Source organism: Actinomyces sp. HMSC075C01 (genome assembly GCF_001812965.1).
Lineage (GTDB): Bacteria > Actinomycetota > Actinomycetes > Actinomycetales > Actinomycetaceae > Actinomyces > Actinomyces acetigenes.
On record NZ_KV810972.1, the window covers coordinates 1 to 16,437 of the forward strand.

The window sequence follows — 16,437 nt, forward strand, 5'->3', positions numbered from 1 at the left end:
CCTGCTTGTCGCTACCGCCGTTGTTCTCGGAGGTCTTCTGCTCGGTGGTCTTGTCACCGCCGTTGTTGTTCTCAGTGGTCTCGGTCTCTGTGGTGGAGCGCTCGGTGCTCTCGACGGTGAAGGTGTGGTGGGAGACCGTGGTGACGGTCTGGCTGGTGGCCGTCTCGCTGTGGTGGGAGCCGGTCAGGACCAGGACGTACTCCCCGTCGGGGGCGTCAGCGGGAGCGGGCAGGCTGCCCGTGAGGTTGCCGTTGGCGTCAACCGTCAGCTCTCCGAGGGTGTAGCAGATGCTGGAGTCGCTCTTGCCCTTGAGGAGAACAGTGACTCTCTCGCTGGCATAGAAGCCCTGGGCGTTGAAGGTGAAGGTCTGGGACTGGCTCTCCGTGCGGGCGGAGACCTCATAGGAGCCGGAGATGCGTGTGTCGTCGAAGTAGATCTGCGTCTGCTGCTGCTTGGTCACCTGGGTCGTCTCAGTCTTGTCGCCGTAGGTCATGCAGCCGGCGCCAATGGTCCACCCGTCAGTAGTGGTGGCCGTGGTCGAGCCGATGGACTTGATGAGCGCAGCCAGGTCGAGGTTTGACGTCCAGCTGCCGTCCGCAGCCGCCTTGGTTTTGACGACGTCGGACACGGTGCCGTCCGGTGCGTACAGCGCGATGCCGACGGTGGCCTGCTTCCCGGTGCAGCCGGTTCCCGAGACGGTGAAGGACGTGTTGGTGCTGGCCGACACGAAGGTCTTCTCCTGGGTGATCTTGAAGCTGCTGCCCTCACTGGTCTTGCCGGGAGTGGGGGTGGCCTCGCTGGTCTTGCCGGGAGCCGGGGTGGGCTGAGCAGGGCTGCCGGGGGGTGTAGTCGCCTCGGCGGTGCTGCTGGGGGTGCTCGGGCTGTTGCTGTTGGAGCTGTTGGCGAGAACAGGGGAGGCAATGAGCGAGGCTCCGGTCATTGCGGCCACCGCGCTGGCTGTGGCCAAGGGACGTCCAAGACGCATGTGTCCTCCTAGGTCTGACGAGGGGAACGATGGTTGTCGGCGATCCGATTCTTCGTCGACTCGTTATCTACCGTAACGATGAATAGGGCGAGGGCGTGGGTCTCTGAAGTGATACCAGACACATGTGCTGGTGTCCTCTCTCACGTGAAAAAGTGGGGTGTTGAGCGAGGACGGCGACGAAAGGCTGATACGGCGGGGAAGACTCGCAGTCTCGAAGGTTAGCGACTAGGAGCCTGCTGGCCGACAGGTTTTGGGGCTGTACCCATAGCGGGCCAGCAGGTCACGCGACTCCTGGTTGGGTGAGACGATGATCGACTCGTCCCGAGGTCCTGTCGGAAGGTCGACGATGGTCGTGGCTCCGGCCCGCCCGGCTTTCGAGGCGCTGCGTCCCAGTGCGGCCAGGTCGCTGAGCCCGGTACCTGAGTCCAGGGTGATGTTCCCGGCCATGGTGTGTGCCAGCTGATGGAGCGAGACGGGGTTGCTGGCCTTCTGCCCGATGGCGGACAGCACGGCCTGCATGACGGTGGCCGTGGACTGGCTGCGGCGTTGGGCGCCATCAGCCTGGCTCATGGCCACCCATCTGCCGTCGCGCAGGATCTCCGGATGCCGTGAGCGGACGAGGGCCAGGGCGTCGATTCCGCTGAGCCGGTGGTGGCCGGCGGAGGTGAGGTTCAGTCCGGTGTAGGCGTCCCGAACCGGCTCGGGGACGTCCACCTCGATGCCTCCCAAGGAGTCGATGATGGTGGCGAACTGAGCCATGTCGATGGTCACCAGATGCGAGGTGGGGATTCCCAGGCCCGTGCACAGGGCGTTGACCGTGTTCTGCGGTCCCGGGACGTAGGTGGTGGCCAGGCGGTCCAGCTCCCTTCCCTTGCTGTTGATGGTCAGGTCCCGGGGCAGGTTGATGACGGTGAGTCCCTCCTGGGAGGGGCGTACCAGGGCGATGACGTCGGCGCGGGAGCCCTCCACCTCCTGAGTGGTTCCGTAGCGGTTCTGGTCTCCCGGCACGGTGGCGCGCGAGTCGGTTCCCAGGATCAGCCAAGTCTCGCCCGCCGTCGGGGAGGACGTGGAGGGCATGGCGATATCGACGCGCGCGGGGCGATGAACCAGGACGGCCACGTCGGTTCCCAGTGCCAGAGCGGTCGTCATGACCGCGGCGCTCAGGCCGACGACGATTCTGCGTCGCCTCGACCAGCGCTTGATGCTTGTGCCTGTCCGACGTCGACGGCCTCGCTGAGGCGGAGGGGAAGCGGCGTCGGTGGGGTCCCCGGTGGCGTCCGAGGCCTCCGAGGGGGCTGCGCTGTGCTCGTCGTGGGAGGTGGGGTCCATGGTCTCAGTGTCCGCTTCGGGGCAGTGCTGTGCCGTCAGGCGCGAACGTGCGCGCCGCATGAGGGCTGCGGGATGGGACAAGGCCGCCGGGGAGACGGCACGCGGTGGTGCTGTCTCCCCGGCGGGACATGTTCCCAGTCAGACTGGAAGGAGACGATCAGGCCTTGCGGCGACGCACGACGAGGACGCCGCCACCGATGGCCACGAGGGCCGCGGCGATGCCGCCGAAGAGCAGGCCGTTGGCACCGGTCTTGGCCAGGGGCTTGCCCGAGGTGGAGGCCGCCGGGGTGGCGTTGGTGCTGGCCGGGACGTTCACGCTGCCGTTGCTGGCGGGAGCGGTCGGGTTGGCGGTGGCGCCACCGTTGTCACCGATGCCGTTGTCACCGTCAGCCACAAGGCTGAGGGAACCACCCTTGATCACGACGGTCTTGTTGGAGCTGCCGCCTTCGCCGTAGCGGGCGCCCTCGATGGTCAGCGTGTACTCGCCGTCAGGCACGTCCGAGGGGGCCGGCAGCTCACCCGTGACATTGCCGTTGGCGTCGGCCTTCAGCTTGCCGACGGGGTAGGTCTTGGAGGGGTCGTTCTTGCTGACCAGGGTGAGGGTGACCTCCTCGTTGGGGGAGAAGCCCTTGACGTCCACCGTGATCTTCTGAACGCCGTTCTGGTCGGTGGTGACCTCGTAGGTACCCTCCACCTTGGTGTCGTCGAAGGCGATGGCCTCCTGAACCTGGCCCTTCGCCTCGCCGTAGGCGACGCAGCCGGCGACGATGGACCAGCCGTCGGCCGAGCCGTCCGTCTTGGCCTCAACGCCGGTGGACTTGACCAGCTCGGGGATGTTCAGGGCGGTGGACCAGTTGCCCTCGGCGTCGGGGGTGGCCGTCACGACGGTGGACATATCACCCTTAGGGCTGTAGAGGGCGATACCGACTGCCGCGTCCTTGCCGGTGCAGCCGGTTCCCGACACCGTGAAGGCGGGGTCCGAGGGGCTGACGATGTTCTGCTGGTCCTCGGCGAACTTGAAGGCGAGAGAGTTGTCAGCCAGCGCGGGGGAGGCGGCGAGGGAGGCGCCGATGGCAGCGGCCATCACGCTTGCGGCGGCCAGGGGGCGTCCGAGACGCATGAGTACTCCTAGATAGATATGAGGGGGATGGGTGGCAACCGGTGAGTCGGGGTATCACCGCGTTGCCCCCACCTTAGCGTTCCTCGGGACGAGGTTCCACGATTTTTTGTAGATGAGGTATCGACCTCAGTGGTGGGTAGTTGTGGATTCGTCTAACTGGGGCAACGAGTTTTGGTTGCTTGGGCTTGATTCCGAGCATCCGGGCCATTTACCAAATGGAGACCCGTTCGTTGGGATCCAACCACAAGGCGTCGTTGGGATCCACCTCAAAGGCCTGGTAGAAGGCATCCACGTTGCGCACGATTCCGTTACAACGGAACTCCGCCGGCGAGTGCGGGTCGACGGTCAGGAGCAGCTCGGCGTAGTCCGGGCGGCTCTTGGAGCGCCAGATCCGCGCCCAGGAGTAGAAGAAGCGCTGCAGGCCGGTGAACCCGTCGATGACAGGAGCCTCATCCAGTGAGGGGATGCCGGAGTCGGCCAGGGCCAGGGAGTAGGCCTTGAGGGCGATACCCAGACCACCCAGGTCGCCGATGTTCTCCCCGATGGTCAAAGCGCCGTTGACGTGCGGGATCTCCGCCTGCGCCGTGCCCGCGTCCCGGTGCTTGGTGACGACGACCTCGGGCGTGTAGGCGTTGTACTGGCTGATGAGCGCGCTCGTGCGCTCAGTGAAGGCCTCCCGGTCCTCCTGGGTCCACCAGTCGCTGACCTTTCCGGTGCCGTCGAAGGTGGAGCCCTGGTCGTCGAAGCCATGGCCGATCTCGTGACCGATGACGGCGCCGATGCCCGCGTAGTTCACGGCGTCGTCGGCCTGCGGGTCGAAGAAGGGAGGCTGAAGGATCGCCGCGGGGAAGACGATCTCGTTCATGGTGGGGTTGTAGTAGGCGTTGACCGTCTGGGGGGTCATGTGCCACTCGTCGTGGTCCACCGGCTTGGTCAGCTTGTTCAGCGAGTAGGCCATATCGGCCCGCTCCACGCTGCGCACCGAGGCCAGCACGTCCCCGGGGACGACCTCCACGGCCGAGTAGTCGCGCCAGCGCACCGGGTAGCCGATCTTGGGGGTGAACAGCGCCAGCTTCTCCAGGGCCCGCTCCCGCGTGGCCGGACTCATCCACTCCAGCGAGGAGATGGACTGGTGGTAGGCCTCAATGAGCCGCCCCACCAGGGCCTCCATCGCCGACTTGTGCGACGGCGGGAAGTGCCGCTCCACGTAGATCTCGCCCAGTGCCTCGCCCAGGCAGGACTCCACCAGGCCGACGCCGCGCTTCCAGCGGGGCCGCAGCTCGTCGGTCCCCTGGAGCGTACGGCCGTAGAAGTCGAAGTTCTCCTCCACGAAGGCGCCTGACAGCAGGGTGGCGCGTCCGTGAACGACGTGCCAGGCGGCCCAGGCCTTGAGGTCCTCCAGGTCGGTCTGTCGCCAGATGCCTGCCGCGTGGGGGAGGTAGTCGGGCTGGGTGACGATGGCCTCCTCGAGGAAGGTGGTCTGCTCGATGCCGGCGGTCCGGGCCGCCGCGCGGATCCCCTCGCGCCACTCGTGCCAGGGCAGGCCCGGGGCCGAGTCCACGATCTGCCGCCAGGACATCGGGTTGTTCATCTTCTCCACGTCACGGCAGGTGACGCGGTCCCAGTGCCCCTTGGCCAGGGCGGTCTCCACGGCCATGACCCGCTCGGCCAGCTCCTCACCCGGGGCGCCGAAGGACTCCGTCAGGCCCGCCAGAGCCAGCATCCTGGCCACGTGCTCCACATAGGCCTGGCGCAGCGGGGCCTGAGCCTCTTCGCGGTAGTAGGACTCGTCCGGCAGCCCCAGCCCTGACTGGCCTATCCAGCTCGTGTAGCGCTCCGGGTCGTTGATGTCCACCTCGACATCGGCACCGACCACTCCCATGAAGCCGGCGGGCGTCATCTCTCCCAGTGCTCGGCCCAGATCCTCCTTGGAGGAGGCGCCCAGCACCGGCGCCAGCTCCTCAGCCAGTGGCTCGGCCCCCAGCTCCTCCAGGCGGGACTCGTCCATGAAGGCCTCGTAGAGGGCGCCGACTCGGCCCCGGTTGGTGGCCAGGATCTCTGAGACCTCCTCGGGTGCCACGGAGGAGAGCTGCTCGGCGAGCTCCTCAACGATCTGGCGGCAGGCGGCCTCGGCCTCGTCACGCAACGTCGTGAAGGCTCCGGTGCTGGGACGGTCCGCTGGGATCTCGGCGGTCGCGAGCCACTGGCCGTTGACGAATCGGAACAGGTCGTCCTGGGGGCGCACGGAGGTGTCGGTGTGCGCCGTCTCCAGCACGCCGGCAAGGACCGCGTCGACGGTGGGGCCGGGGGAACCCTCCGGCTGAGAGCGGCGGGCCGGTGAGTCCGATGCAGGGCCGGTGGAAGTCGGTGAGGTCGCGCAGGCGTCAGTCATAGCGGACACGCTAACCCGCTCCGCTGCTCTCAGGTGCTCTGACAGCGCCCGTTGACTCATGGTGCGAAGCGCTGTTCGCGTGAGGCACAATTCTGCCCATGCGCATCCATATCGCCTCCGACCACGCCGGTTTCGAGCTCAAGAGCGCCGTGATCGAGCACTTGAGGGAGCAGGGGCACGCCGTCGTCGACCACGGAGCCCACTCCTACGACCCGGATGACGACTACCCCGCCTTCTGTCTGGCCTGCGGGGAGGCCGTCGTGGCCGACGCCGGGAGCCTGGGCATTGTTCTCGGGGGCAGTGGAAACGGGGAACAGATCGCCGCCAACAAGGTTGACGGGGTGCGCGCCGCCCTGGCCTGGTCGATCGAGACCGCCCGACTCGCCCGCCAGCACAACAACGCCAACGTCGTCGCCCTGGGTGGCCGCATGCATGATCTGGGGGCGGGCCTGGCCATCATCGATGCCTTCCTCACCGAGCCCTTCAGCGGCGATGAGCGCCACGTGCGTCGCATCGCCCAGCTCGCCGACTACGAGAGCCGCGTTCATGACGCCGCCGCTCCAGCGGCTGATCCCACCGACGACTCCACCTCCACCGGGGCCTGAGCATGCCGGAGGGGCACACCATCCACCGGCTCGCCGCCGCCCTTGACGAGCTCTACGGTGGCCAGAGCCTGCGCGTGTGCTCACCGCAGGGGCGTTTCGCCGACGGGGCGAGCCGTCTGGACGGCCAGGTCCTCCTGGGTAGCCAGGCCCACGGCAAGCACCTCTTCCTGCCCTTCGGCCCCCGCGCCGACATGTCCCTCGACGACGCCTCCGTCACCTGGCTGCGGATCCACCTGGGTCTCTACGGGGCGTGGACCTTCGACGGCGACCGTGAGTTCACGGCGCCCCACGCCATCGGAGCGCCGCGTCGGCGCGTCGGGGAGCGCGGCGAGCACGCCCTCAAGGGCGGGGGAGGATCGGCCCTGAGCGGACTGAACGGCGGGAGCCTCGAACCCGGGGACCAGGGCGCTGGCGCGCACGGGCCCGCCCCCGAGGAGTGGGAGCCGCCCGAGCCGCGCGGTGCGGTGCGGCTTCGGCTGCTCGGCGAGCACGGGGTGGCCGACCTGACCGGACCGGCGGCCTGCGAGCTGCTGGACGCCGAGGGCGTGGCCACCGTGCGCCGCCGCCTCGGCCCGGACCCGCTGCGCGCCGACGCTGACGTGGAGGCCTTCGTGGCCAAGGCGCGCTCGCGGCGCAAGAGCATCGGGGAGCTCCTCATGGACCAGGCCGTCATCTCCGGGGCCGGCAACATCTATCGGGCTGAGACGCTCTTTCGGGTCGGGGTCTCGCCCTTCCAGGCGGGCAACCGCATCAGCCAGGAGCGGCTGCGGGCCATCTGGGAGGACCTGCGCCCCCTCATGGAGTACGGGGTGGCCACCGGCTTCATCACCACCGTCGACCTCGACGACGTCCCCGACCCCCTGCCGCCCCACGACCCTGAGGCCGGCCGGTGGTACGTCTACCACCGCACCGGCCGTCCCTGCCTTCGCTGTGGGACCCCGGTGGCCGAGCGGGAGGTAGCGTCCCGCCGGCTCTTCTGGTGCCCGACCTGCCAGGCCCGCTGAAACCGGCTGGAGTCCCGCCGATCACCATTAAGGTGGCGGCATGTCGAACGCCTCGCCCGCCCTGCACTCCTCGAGCTGGTCCTCCTCGACTGCCGGGCTGCTGACCCGCGACCACCACCTGACCGTTCCCCTGGACCGCAGCGGGCAGGGGGACTCAGCCTCCGACGGGACGGAGCCCATCACCGTCTACGCCCGTGAGATCTCAATTGCCGGCATCGACCCGCTCTCCAGGCCCCCGCTGGTCTTCCTCCAGGGCGGGCCGGGCTGCGAGGCGCCGCGCCCCAGCGCCGACTTAGGGCTCGGCTGGATCGGTGCGATCCTGGAGCACCACCGACTCATCCTTGTCGACCAGCGCGGCACCGGCGCCTCCAGCCCGGTGGACCGGCCCGATGCCGCCGGCGCTCCCGCGGACACCGCCCGGCTGCTCACCCACCTGCGCGCCGACGAGATCGTCGATGACTGTGAGGACCTGCGCCGCGCCCTGGGCCTGGAGCGCTGGAGCCTGCTGGGCCAGTCCTTCGGGGGGTTCTGCGTCACCCGGTACCTCTCCGAGCACGCCCAGAGCCTGGAGAAGGTCTACATCACCGGTGGCCTGCCCGCCGTCGGGCACAGCATTGACGAGGTCTACGCCCTCAGCTACGAGGCGATGCGCCTCAAGAGCGAGGAGTACTACGCCCGCTTCCCCCAGGACCGCGACCGCATGGCGTCCCTGGCCGAGAAGGCCGGTCGGGGTGAGCTGAGGACGGCAGGAGGGGACCTCGTCGGACCTGAGCGCCTGCGCTCGCTCGGTGCTCTGCTGGGCGGGGCCGGGGGAGCAGACACGATCCACTACCTCCTGGAGCGCGACCCCGACTCCTGGGCCTTCCGCTATGACCTGGGGCAGTGCCTGCCCTTCGGCGGCAGGTTCCCGCTCTACGCCGTCATCCACGAGTCCTGCTGGGCCGACACCGGCGCCACCGACTGGGCCGCCCAGCGGGTGCGCCCCGCGGTCTTCGACGACGATCCCACCCTGCTGACAGGTGAGCACGTGCGCCGTGAGGTCTTCGTCGAGGACGCCGGTCTGCGCCCCTGGCTGGAGGTGGCCGACCTCCTGGCCGCGCACGAGTGGCCGGCGCTCTACGACCCGGCCCGCCTCAGGTCCACGACGACTCCCGGTGCGGCCGCCGTCTACGCCCGCGACGTGTTCGTGCCGATGACCACCTCCCTGGAGACGGCCGCGCTCATCCCCGGCCTGCGCACCTGGATCACCAGCGAGTACGAGCACGACGGCTCACGCGCCTCCGGCGGCCGGGTCTTCAAGCGCCTGCGCGACCTGGCCGCCGGAGTGATCGCCCGCTGACCGCGTGCGCGGGTGGCTTCATCGGGCGACGTGAGGTGGTCCGTGAGGCGCTCGCTGGGATGCCGTGAGACGGCTCAGATATAGATGGTCGGGTCCATCATGAGCTCGGGGTCGGTGCGGGGGTCGCGGGCCCGGCTGGGCACGCCCACGGCGACATGACCCTGCGGGAGGTTCTTCACCAGGACCGCGTTGGCCCCCACCTTGGCCCCGTCCTCGACAGTGACCGGTCCCAGGACCTTGGCGCCGGCGCCGATCTGCACGTTGTTGCCGATGGTGGGGTGACGCTTGCCCGGACTCATCGACACCCCGCCCAGAGTCACTCCGTGGAACAGCAGGACGTCGTCGCCGACCTCCGCGGTCTCACCGATGACCACGCCCATGCCGTGGTCGATGAAGAAGCGCTCACCGATCTTCGCGGCCGGGTGGATCTCGATACCGGTGAAGTTGCGGGCCGCCTGAGACAGGGCGCGCGCCGCGAAGCGGTGCCCCTTGTGCCACAGCTTGTGAGCCGCCCGGTGCGCCCACAGGGCGTGGACACCCGGGTAGAGGAGGGCCACCTCCAAGCTGGAGCGGGCGGCGGGGTCGCGTCTGCGCGCCGTGGCCAGGTCCTCACGGGCCAGGTCCAGAAGAGACCGTTTGGAGTTGTGCATGGTGTGCTCCTCTGATGGGTGACGGTGCGGCCCAGGTCGGCATGTGAGCCTTCACCTCACCCGCTGCGCCGGTGACAACACCGACGGCGGCTCGCCTGTTCCCAGGTTCGCCGCCGTCGGGGAGTGTCAGTCGAGGAAGTCCTTGAACAAAGGCGTGGACAGGTAGCGCTCACCGGTGTCGGGCAGGACGGTGACGATGGTCTTGCCCTCAAACTCAGGACGCCTGGCCAGCTCGCTGGCGGCGGCCAGAGCGGCGCCCGAGGAGATCCCCACCAGGAGGCCCTCCTCGGCCGCGGCGCGACGCGCGTAGGTGATGGCGACGTCGGACTCGATGTGGAGCAGCTCGTCCCAGATGCCCTGGTCGAGAATCTCAGGAACGACGTTGGGACCCAGGCCCTGGATCTTGTGGGGGGCGGCCTGGCCCTCACTCAGCAGCGGGGACTCGGAGGGCTCGACGCCGTAGATCCGCACCCCGGGCTTCTCCTGACGCAGTACCTGGCCCACGCCGGTCAGCGTGCCCCCGGTGCCGATACCGGCCACGAAGACGTCGATGTCGCCCCCGGTCTGCTCCAGGATCTCTCGGGCCGTCGTCTCGCGATGGATCTTGGGGTTGGCGGGGTTGGTGAACTGGGAGGCGAGGATCGAGTTGGGGGTGGCGGCCTGGATCTCCTCGGCCCGCTTGACCGCTCCGGCCACGCCGCCCTCGGTGGTCAGCACCAGCTGCGCACCGAAGGCGCGCATGATCGCCCGGCGCTCCTTGGACATCGTCTCGGGCATGGTGATGATGACCTTGTAGCCCAGGGCCGCTCCCACCATGGCCAGGCCGACTCCGGTGTTCCCGGAGGTCGCCTCCACGATGGTGCCGCCGGGCTTGAGGTCACCGGAGGCCTCCGCGGCGCGCACGATGGACAGGGCGATGCGGTCCTTCACCGAGGCGGCCGGCTCGAAGGCCTCCACCTTGGCCAGGACGGTGGCGGGGGCGCCGTCGGTGACGCGGTTGATGCGGACCAGGGGAGTGTTGCCGACCAGGGCGGTTGCGTCGGGTGCGTACGTCATAGTGATGTCCTTCGGATGTGGGTTGGGTGAGCTCTGTGGTGACGGCGACCGGCGGAGCCGCGTGATGTGGCGACGTCGGGCCCGCAAGAGCTCGTGAAAGAAAAGTGAAGTGGGGACGGTCCGCGTCCGTCAGGGGTGGCCACGTCGTAGGGAGTGGCTCAAACAGCAGGGGTGACCGCCTGCTTCGGGAGCGCCGGGCATGCGCGCAGCGGTACGCGCACAGATGTCGTGGCCTGGCGCTCTACCGACACCGGCAGCAGCACATGGGCGCAACGGGCATGGAGGTCATGGAGGACATGGCGGACACGGTGCACATGACGGCCTTAACCATCATGGGTCCTCCTCTGTTCCTCACGGCGACTGAAATGCGCCTGCCCGGGCGTGAACTGCTTATCAGCTCACCTGGGGCGTGGTGCCCGCTGCTGGTAAAACCCTACCCCGCCTCCGACGGTGATCGCCACATCCGTCCGGCATCTGTTCGCATCGTGGTCGCGAACGCGGCTGATCCCGTGCGTGTCGGGTGGCCGCCGCGCCGGAGGGTCACAATGCCGGCCTCGGGTATCAGGCCGAAGGCGCAGGGATCTCAACCAGTCGGCTGCCGACGGGCTCGGCCACCCCCTCGCCCCGAGTCAGGGCTGCCAGTGGGGCGTGCAGGAGCTCAGGGTCGGCGCGGGACGTGGCCAGCACGAGGACGGCGTGGGTCGGCCCCCAGATCGTCTCCTCGACGTGAATGATCGGGGCGGCGGCGACCGCGCCGCCCTCCGCCGTCGGCCCCGATGTCGCGGTGGGATTGCGGGAGCGCAGCTCCGCCTCGATCCTGCCTGCCTGAGCCACCGGAACGCGCAGGTCCCACAGATGAAGCCGGGTCAGGGTGACACGCGTGGCCGCCTGAAGCGCCTGAGCGGTCGCCTCGGAGTAGGCGCGTACCAGTCCGCCGGTTCCCAGCAGCGTTCCGCCGAAGTAGCGGGTGACGACGACGGTCGTGTTGGCCAGCCCCGTTCCCCGCAGCACGTCGAGCATGGGCTGGCCGGCCGTACCGGAGGGCTCGCCGTCGTCGTTGGAGCGCTCGGTGGGTGGGGGAGGGGCGGCCAGGGTGTGCTCCTCGGAGAGGTCGGTGAGCGTCAGCGCCGAGCAGTGGTGGCGCGCGTCGGGATAGGTGGAGCGCACGCTCGCGATGAAGCTGCGGGCCTCGTCCATGGAGTCCGTGCGGCAGGCGCGTGCCAGGAAGTGGGACTTCCTGATCTCCAGGTCGATCTCGGGCTGCTCGCCGTGGGTCAGCGTGATGAGCCCGGGGGATGACTGCTCCTGAGACGGCTGGTGCGATGGTGTGCGAGGGGCGTGCGTGGCCATGGCAGGATCCTCGCACGGGGCGGGCGCGGGACCGATGTCACATGCCTTGAGGCGGTCTTGGACTGGAAGCAGTCCCGGCGATGTCGTTATGGTGTCCCTCGGTCCAGTTTCGAGGGGTCGTCCGATCCCCAGGTTCATGAGAGAGGAGCGGGCCCATGGCAGTGCCGAAGCGGAAGATGTCCCGCAGCAACACCCGCAACCGCCGCTCACAGTGGAAGGCCAAGCTCACCGAGCTCACCACCATCCGCGTCCAGGGCCGTGAGATCTCCGTGCCTCGCCGTCTGGCGCGGGCCTACAAGGAAGGCCTCATCGAGCAGTGAGGCTGCTGGTGGAGGGGTGAAACCCTTCATCCACGCGGGTGTAGCTCAATGGTAGAGCCTCTGCCTTCCAAGCAGATTGCGCGGGTTCGATTCCCGTCACCCGCTCTGTGAGCCGAAAGGGGCCGCTCCTCGGCGGCTCCTTTCGTCACGTCACGGGCTGTGGCGCAGTTTGGTAGCGCACCTGCTTTGGGAGCAGGGGGCCGCGGGTTCAAATCCCGCCAGCCCGACTCCTCGTCCTGTGGGCGTCCTGTGGGCGCGACCCACGAGCAGACCGCATCAGGAGCGCGTCAATGCCGGATGCGTGGCCCGTGAATATGCCGGTGCGTCCGATAGCGATGACGCACCCTGTACGGCGCCTCCTCCTGTGTCCAGACTCATGTGCCAGGGACGGGCGCAGCGTCGATCCCACTGTTCGTTTGCCCTAAGATGGCACGGATTGACGCCACAGACGCGCGTCCGCCGAGCGCCTTCGAGCGCGTCGGTGTTACCGCAGAACTCAGACCTTGGGAGCAACCCCCGTGAAGACCACTGTCGAGAATCTTGACCCCAGTCGCATCAAGCTGACCGTTGAGGTCCCCTATGAGGAGCTCAAGCCCAGCCTGGATGCCGCCTACAAGGAGATCGGCTCCCAGATCCAGGTCCCCGGCTTCCGTCGCGGTCACGTCCCCAACCGGGTCATCGACCAGCGCGTCGGCCGCGGGGCCGTCATTCAGGAGGCCGTCAACAACAAGCTCTCCGACTTCTACCGGGACGCCATCACCGAGGCCGAGCGGGTCCCCATGCTCCAGCCCGAGGTTGACGTCGTCGAGCTGCCCAACGCCACCGGAGAGAACGGCGGTCAGCTGGCCTTCACCGCTGAGGTCACTGTTCGCCCCGTTATCGAGCTGCCGGACCTGAGCAAGGCCAAGCTGACCGTGGACGCCGTCGAGGTCACCGATGAGGACGTCGACACCGAGCTGGACAACCTGCGTGCCCGCTTCGGCTCCCTGAAGTCCGTGGGCCGCAAGGCCAAGACCGGTGACTTCGTCACCATTGACCTCAAGGCCGTCATCGACGGCGAGGAGGTCGACTCCATCTCCGGTGTCTCCTACGAGATCGGCAAGGGCAACATGCTCAAGGGCCTGGACACCGCCCTGCGCGGTCTGAAGGCCGACGAGTCCGCCACCTTCACCACCGAGCTGGCCGGCGGGGAGCACGCCGGTGAGCAGGCCGAGGTCACGGTGACCGCCACTGCCGTCAAGCAGCGTGAGCTGCCCACGGTCGATGACGAGTTCGCCCAGATCGCCTCCGAGTTCGACACCGTCGAGGAGCTGCGTGAGGACCTCGTCAAGCAGGTCACCGAGCGCAAGACCGGTGAGCAGGCCGTCGCCGCCCGCGACGCCCTTCTCGAGCACCTGCGCGGCGAGGTCTCCTTCGATGTCCCCGAGGCCGTCGTCGAGGCCGAGGTCGCCCAGCACCTGCAGGCCGAGGGCAAGGACGGCGACGAGGAGCACGCCAAGGAGATCCGCGAGGACATCGTCGCCGGTGTGCGCGACCAGATCATCCTCGATGTCCTGGCTGAGGACCTCAAGGTCGGTGTGGCGCAGGACGAGCTGCTGGAGTTCCTCTTCCAGACCGCTCAGCAGTACGGCATGGAGCCCGCCCAGTTCCTCCAGGGCGCTCAGCAGGCCGGCCAGATCCCCGCCTTCGTCTCCGAGGTCGCCCGTAACAAGTCGCTGGCCATGGCGCTGCGTCAGGTCGCGGTGGTTGATTCCAAGGGCGAGTCCGTGGACCTGTCCGCCTTCATCGGTTCCGACGAGGACGCCGCCGCCGCGGCAGCTCAGGCCGCAGCCGTTGCCGCTGAGCAGGACACCGACTCCGCTGAGGACGAGGACGCTGAGTGAGCTCACAGCCGCTGAGGCGCAATGAGCTGACATAGGCTCCCGCCCGCGCAAGCGGGATGCCCCGCGGCAGGCAAGCGGGCCCACCTTCCAGAAGGTGGGCCCGCTGTGCTGTGCGGGAGTCCGCTGGGACGGGAGCGCCCGCGTTGGCCGGACGACGCGTCCCGGTCGAGGATCAGCCCGCTGTGACAAGCTCCTTGCGCTTGGGACGAATGACCCCGAAGTTACGCTCAGGAATGGCCATCTTGAAATAGTAGGCGATACCGATGGGAACTACGATGAGACTGACGAAGAGGCAGTAGAAGGGTTGGAAGATCAGCCACTTGTTGCCGTGGTCCCAGTGAAGCCACACGATAGCGGCGTAGTAGATGAACAGTGCCAGCAGAAGTGTCCATCCGGGATTCACGACGGCTATCCACCTGAGCACGAACATGCTGATAACCACAATGCCGCTGTACAGCCACAAGAATGGGTGCTGGAACACGAATCTGAAGTTGATGATGAAAAGTCTGAAGGAACCGCCGCTCCAGGCGATCCGCTGGCGCCACCAGGAGTAGAGGGTGTCGGGTGCGTTGGTGTTGACGTGGGCAAGAATGTGAACGGCTTTGTAGCCCAGCGCGTCTCCGATAATCCCGGACTCGATGTCATTGCCTTGGAAGAACAGCGAGTGGCGGGCCATGATCTGGCGCATGACGTCGGTTTTGCCAATGTGAAGGGCGCCGCTGAGCAGCCACGGCATGATTCTGCGGGCTCGCATTGAGACCACGTACTCGTGGCGCTGCATCTGGACGATGAAGGGGCCCTTCTTCTGAGGCACGATGGTGACCGAGGCGAAGTCGGCCTTGTTGGCCACCAGGGCGCCGATGATGTGGGTCAGTGGCTCCTGCGCCGTGGTGTCGGCGTCTAGGCAGACGATGTAGGAGTTGAGGGGGGCGGCCAGCAGCGCGTCGCGGACAACCGTGTCCCGGGTGATTCCCGAGGTGCTGCGCTTGCGACCCACCTTGCGCGGGACGTAGTTGCTGCGGAAGATTCTGAACCCGTAGCGAATGGCGATGTCCTCAAGGTCGCGGTAGAACTCCTGGGACTCACCCGAGGTGGTGCACAGGACTACTCGATCTCCATAGGGGTGCAGGTAATCCGCGTTCTGCAAGTACTTGACATTGCCGTAGATCGGTACCAGGACGCTGAAGTCGTCTGAGGTGATGCTCGGATTCAGCTCCACGGCTTTATACCACTTTGAGGTAATGCCGGCCCAGATATCAATTCCGATCCAGAACAGGATTCCCACCAGCAGGGTAATGACGATCATGCGGAGGTCCTCTCTGGTTCATGGAGTTGTGCGAGCGTGCTGAACACGGGTGGCCCCTTACTGGGTGGTGCGGCAGGCGGGAAAGACGTGCTGTTCGAGCGGGGACGGGGGTTATTGAATCGTAAAAGAATGTGGCCGGCTGACGGTGGTGAGAAGCCCGAGCTAGAGGGCTTTGGTGTCGTCAGGCAGGCGGGCACTCCAATGTTATCGGTTGGATAAAATCGATGGTGCCACGCCACCCTCGTCGATGCCACGATGTGGGAAGCGGGTCACGTCAAGATCTCGGGCGCCCACAATCTAATCCATGGAAGGTTTAGGTTTCCTACAAGGGGGCGTGAGTTGGCTTACCGAGGCTTCATGCCTTGGGATTCGAGTGAGCCGCAACACTGCGCCCGATACCTCAGGTAGTGTCTGGTCGCCCGGGCTCCGCTGCGTACGTGGAGGAGGCGCTTGGTTTAGTGGAATTCACAAGGAAGTGGGGTGAGGGCGAAGACCTCAGCGCTTCGCGCCCCACCCCACGCGGTGGTATCGTCCGCCGGCCGGCTGCTGACAGGTGGCGGTTGCCCGTTGCCCGGGGCTACTTCTCGTTCGCCGCCCTGGCCTTGTCGACGTCGACCATGACCAGCTGCATGCGGCACGGCGTCACGGCCGTCAGTGCGTGACGGTCGCCGGGTGCCAGATAGATGACGTCCCCGGCGCCCATCCTCTCGGTGCGCTCGCCGATGGAGAAGTCCATCTCGCCCTCCAGGAGCGTGACGATCACTGCCCGGGGGGAGGAGTGCTCGGTGAGGACCTGGCCGGCGTCGAAGGTGAAGACGACCGTGCGCAGGATGTCGTTGTTGACGACGACCCGCGAGGTGGTCGCCTCCTCGGAGATGGGGAGGGCGGCGTTGAGGCCGAGCCGGAACAGGGACTCGGTGGAGGGGGTGCTGGATGAGGGGGACATGTGTTCTCCTATGGTTCCTATGGTGTTGGTGGTGAGGGCGGTGAAGGTTACGGGGCTGCAAGGGCTGGGCCGACCGTGCCAAGAGGCGTGGGTGCGTCGAGCGCCGGATGATGCTGTCAGGGCAGACAGTACTGGCGATGAGGCCGAGGGGC

13 protein-coding genes, 2 tRNA genes and 1 pseudogene are annotated in these 16,437 nt (G+C 67.5%); 7 read left to right on the forward strand and 9 right to left on the reverse strand.

Going from position 1 to position 16,437, the window contains the following annotated elements; all coding sequences use genetic code 11:
* The 4 genes and pseudogenes from HMPREF2883_RS03725 to HMPREF2883_RS03740 form a co-directional block, all read right to left on the reverse strand.
* A pseudogene (locus tag HMPREF2883_RS03725) lies at nucleotides 1-985 on the reverse strand (peptidase); the annotation flags it as partial.
* 225 nt (nucleotides 986-1,210) lie between these two features.
* Nucleotides 1,211-2,314, reverse strand: a complete 1,104-nt coding sequence (locus HMPREF2883_RS03730; protein ID WP_070659039.1) for an LCP family protein — start codon at nucleotides 2,312-2,314, stop codon at nucleotides 1,211-1,213.
* 157 nt (nucleotides 2,315-2,471) lie between these two features.
* A complete protein-coding gene (locus tag HMPREF2883_RS03735) occupies nucleotides 2,472-3,434 on the reverse strand; it encodes an LPXTG cell wall anchor domain-containing protein (RefSeq protein ID WP_070659040.1) in 963 nt (320 codons plus the stop codon).
* A 208-nt stretch (nucleotides 3,435-3,642) separates the two neighbouring features.
* Complete coding sequence (locus tag HMPREF2883_RS03740) at nucleotides 3,643-5,826, reverse strand: M13 family metallopeptidase (protein WP_070659041.1); 2,184 nt, start codon at nucleotides 5,824-5,826, stop codon at nucleotides 3,643-3,645.
* A gap of 98 nt (nucleotides 5,827-5,924) precedes the next feature.
* Between HMPREF2883_RS03740 and HMPREF2883_RS03745 the strand changes: the two genes are divergently transcribed.
* Genes HMPREF2883_RS03745 through HMPREF2883_RS03755 form a run of 3 tightly spaced genes read left to right on the forward strand, consistent with a single transcriptional unit; the run spans nucleotide 5,925 to nucleotide 8,774 of the window.
* Nucleotides 5,925-6,431 (forward strand): ribose-5-phosphate isomerase, encoded by a 507-nt coding sequence (locus tag HMPREF2883_RS03745; RefSeq protein ID WP_070659042.1) that lies wholly within the window; start codon nucleotides 5,925-5,927, stop codon nucleotides 6,429-6,431.
* 2 nt (nucleotides 6,432-6,433) lie between these two features.
* Nucleotides 6,434-7,435, forward strand: coding sequence for an Fpg/Nei family DNA glycosylase (locus tag HMPREF2883_RS03750; protein WP_070659043.1), 1,002 nt, complete (start codon nucleotides 6,434-6,436; stop codon nucleotides 7,433-7,435).
* Nucleotides 7,436-7,475: 40 nt separating this feature from the next.
* Complete coding sequence (locus tag HMPREF2883_RS03755) at nucleotides 7,476-8,774, forward strand: alpha/beta fold hydrolase (RefSeq protein WP_070659044.1); 1,299 nt, start codon at nucleotides 7,476-7,478, stop codon at nucleotides 8,772-8,774.
* Nucleotides 8,775-8,848: 74 nt separating this feature from the next.
* On the opposite strand, the gene epsC is transcribed toward HMPREF2883_RS03755, so the two are convergent.
* The 3 genes from epsC to HMPREF2883_RS03770 form a co-directional block, all read right to left on the reverse strand.
* On the reverse strand, nucleotides 8,849-9,424 hold the full coding sequence (epsC, locus tag HMPREF2883_RS03760) for a serine O-acetyltransferase EpsC (RefSeq protein WP_070659045.1): 576 nt from the start codon (nucleotides 9,422-9,424) through the stop codon (nucleotides 8,849-8,851).
* Nucleotides 9,425-9,550: 126 nt separating this feature from the next.
* Nucleotides 9,551-10,480 carry a cysteine synthase A gene (cysK, locus tag HMPREF2883_RS03765; RefSeq protein ID WP_070659046.1) on the reverse strand — a complete coding sequence of 310 codons (930 nt, stop codon included), beginning with the start codon at nucleotides 10,478-10,480 and terminating at the stop codon, nucleotides 9,551-9,553.
* Nucleotides 10,481-11,041: 561 nt separating this feature from the next.
* Nucleotides 11,042-11,830 (reverse strand): IMPACT family protein, encoded by a 789-nt coding sequence (locus tag HMPREF2883_RS03770; protein WP_070659047.1) that lies wholly within the window; start codon nucleotides 11,828-11,830, stop codon nucleotides 11,042-11,044.
* Between the two features lie 155 nt (nucleotides 11,831-11,985).
* Between HMPREF2883_RS03770 and rpmF the strand changes: the two genes are divergently transcribed.
* From rpmF to tig, 4 genes are all read left to right on the forward strand, one after another.
* Nucleotides 11,986-12,150, forward strand: coding sequence for a 50S ribosomal protein L32 (gene rpmF, locus HMPREF2883_RS03775; RefSeq protein ID WP_065362189.1), 165 nt, complete (start codon nucleotides 11,986-11,988; stop codon nucleotides 12,148-12,150).
* A 34-nt stretch (nucleotides 12,151-12,184) separates the two neighbouring features.
* Nucleotides 12,185-12,255, forward strand: a tRNA-Gly gene (locus tag HMPREF2883_RS03780).
* 48 nt (nucleotides 12,256-12,303) lie between these two features.
* Nucleotides 12,304-12,377: transfer RNA gene (locus HMPREF2883_RS03785), tRNA-Pro, on the forward strand.
* A 291-nt stretch (nucleotides 12,378-12,668) separates the two neighbouring features.
* The gene (gene tig, locus HMPREF2883_RS03790) at nucleotides 12,669-14,033 is read left to right on the forward strand and encodes a trigger factor (RefSeq protein ID WP_070659048.1); all 1,365 of its coding nucleotides are present in this window, start codon (nucleotides 12,669-12,671) and stop codon (nucleotides 14,031-14,033) included.
* 172 nt (nucleotides 14,034-14,205) lie between these two features.
* Here tig and HMPREF2883_RS03795 read toward each other — a convergent pair whose 3' ends face one another.
* Both HMPREF2883_RS03795 and HMPREF2883_RS03800 read right to left on the reverse strand, forming a co-directional pair.
* On the reverse strand, nucleotides 14,206-15,339 hold the full coding sequence (locus HMPREF2883_RS03795; RefSeq protein WP_070659049.1) for a glycosyltransferase family 2 protein: 1,134 nt from the start codon (nucleotides 15,337-15,339) through the stop codon (nucleotides 14,206-14,208).
* Nucleotides 15,340-15,916: 577 nt separating this feature from the next.
* Nucleotides 15,917-16,285, reverse strand: coding sequence for a cupin domain-containing protein (locus tag HMPREF2883_RS03800; RefSeq protein WP_070659050.1), 369 nt, complete (start codon nucleotides 16,283-16,285; stop codon nucleotides 15,917-15,919).
* Nucleotides 16,286-16,437 lie beyond the last annotated feature (152 nt).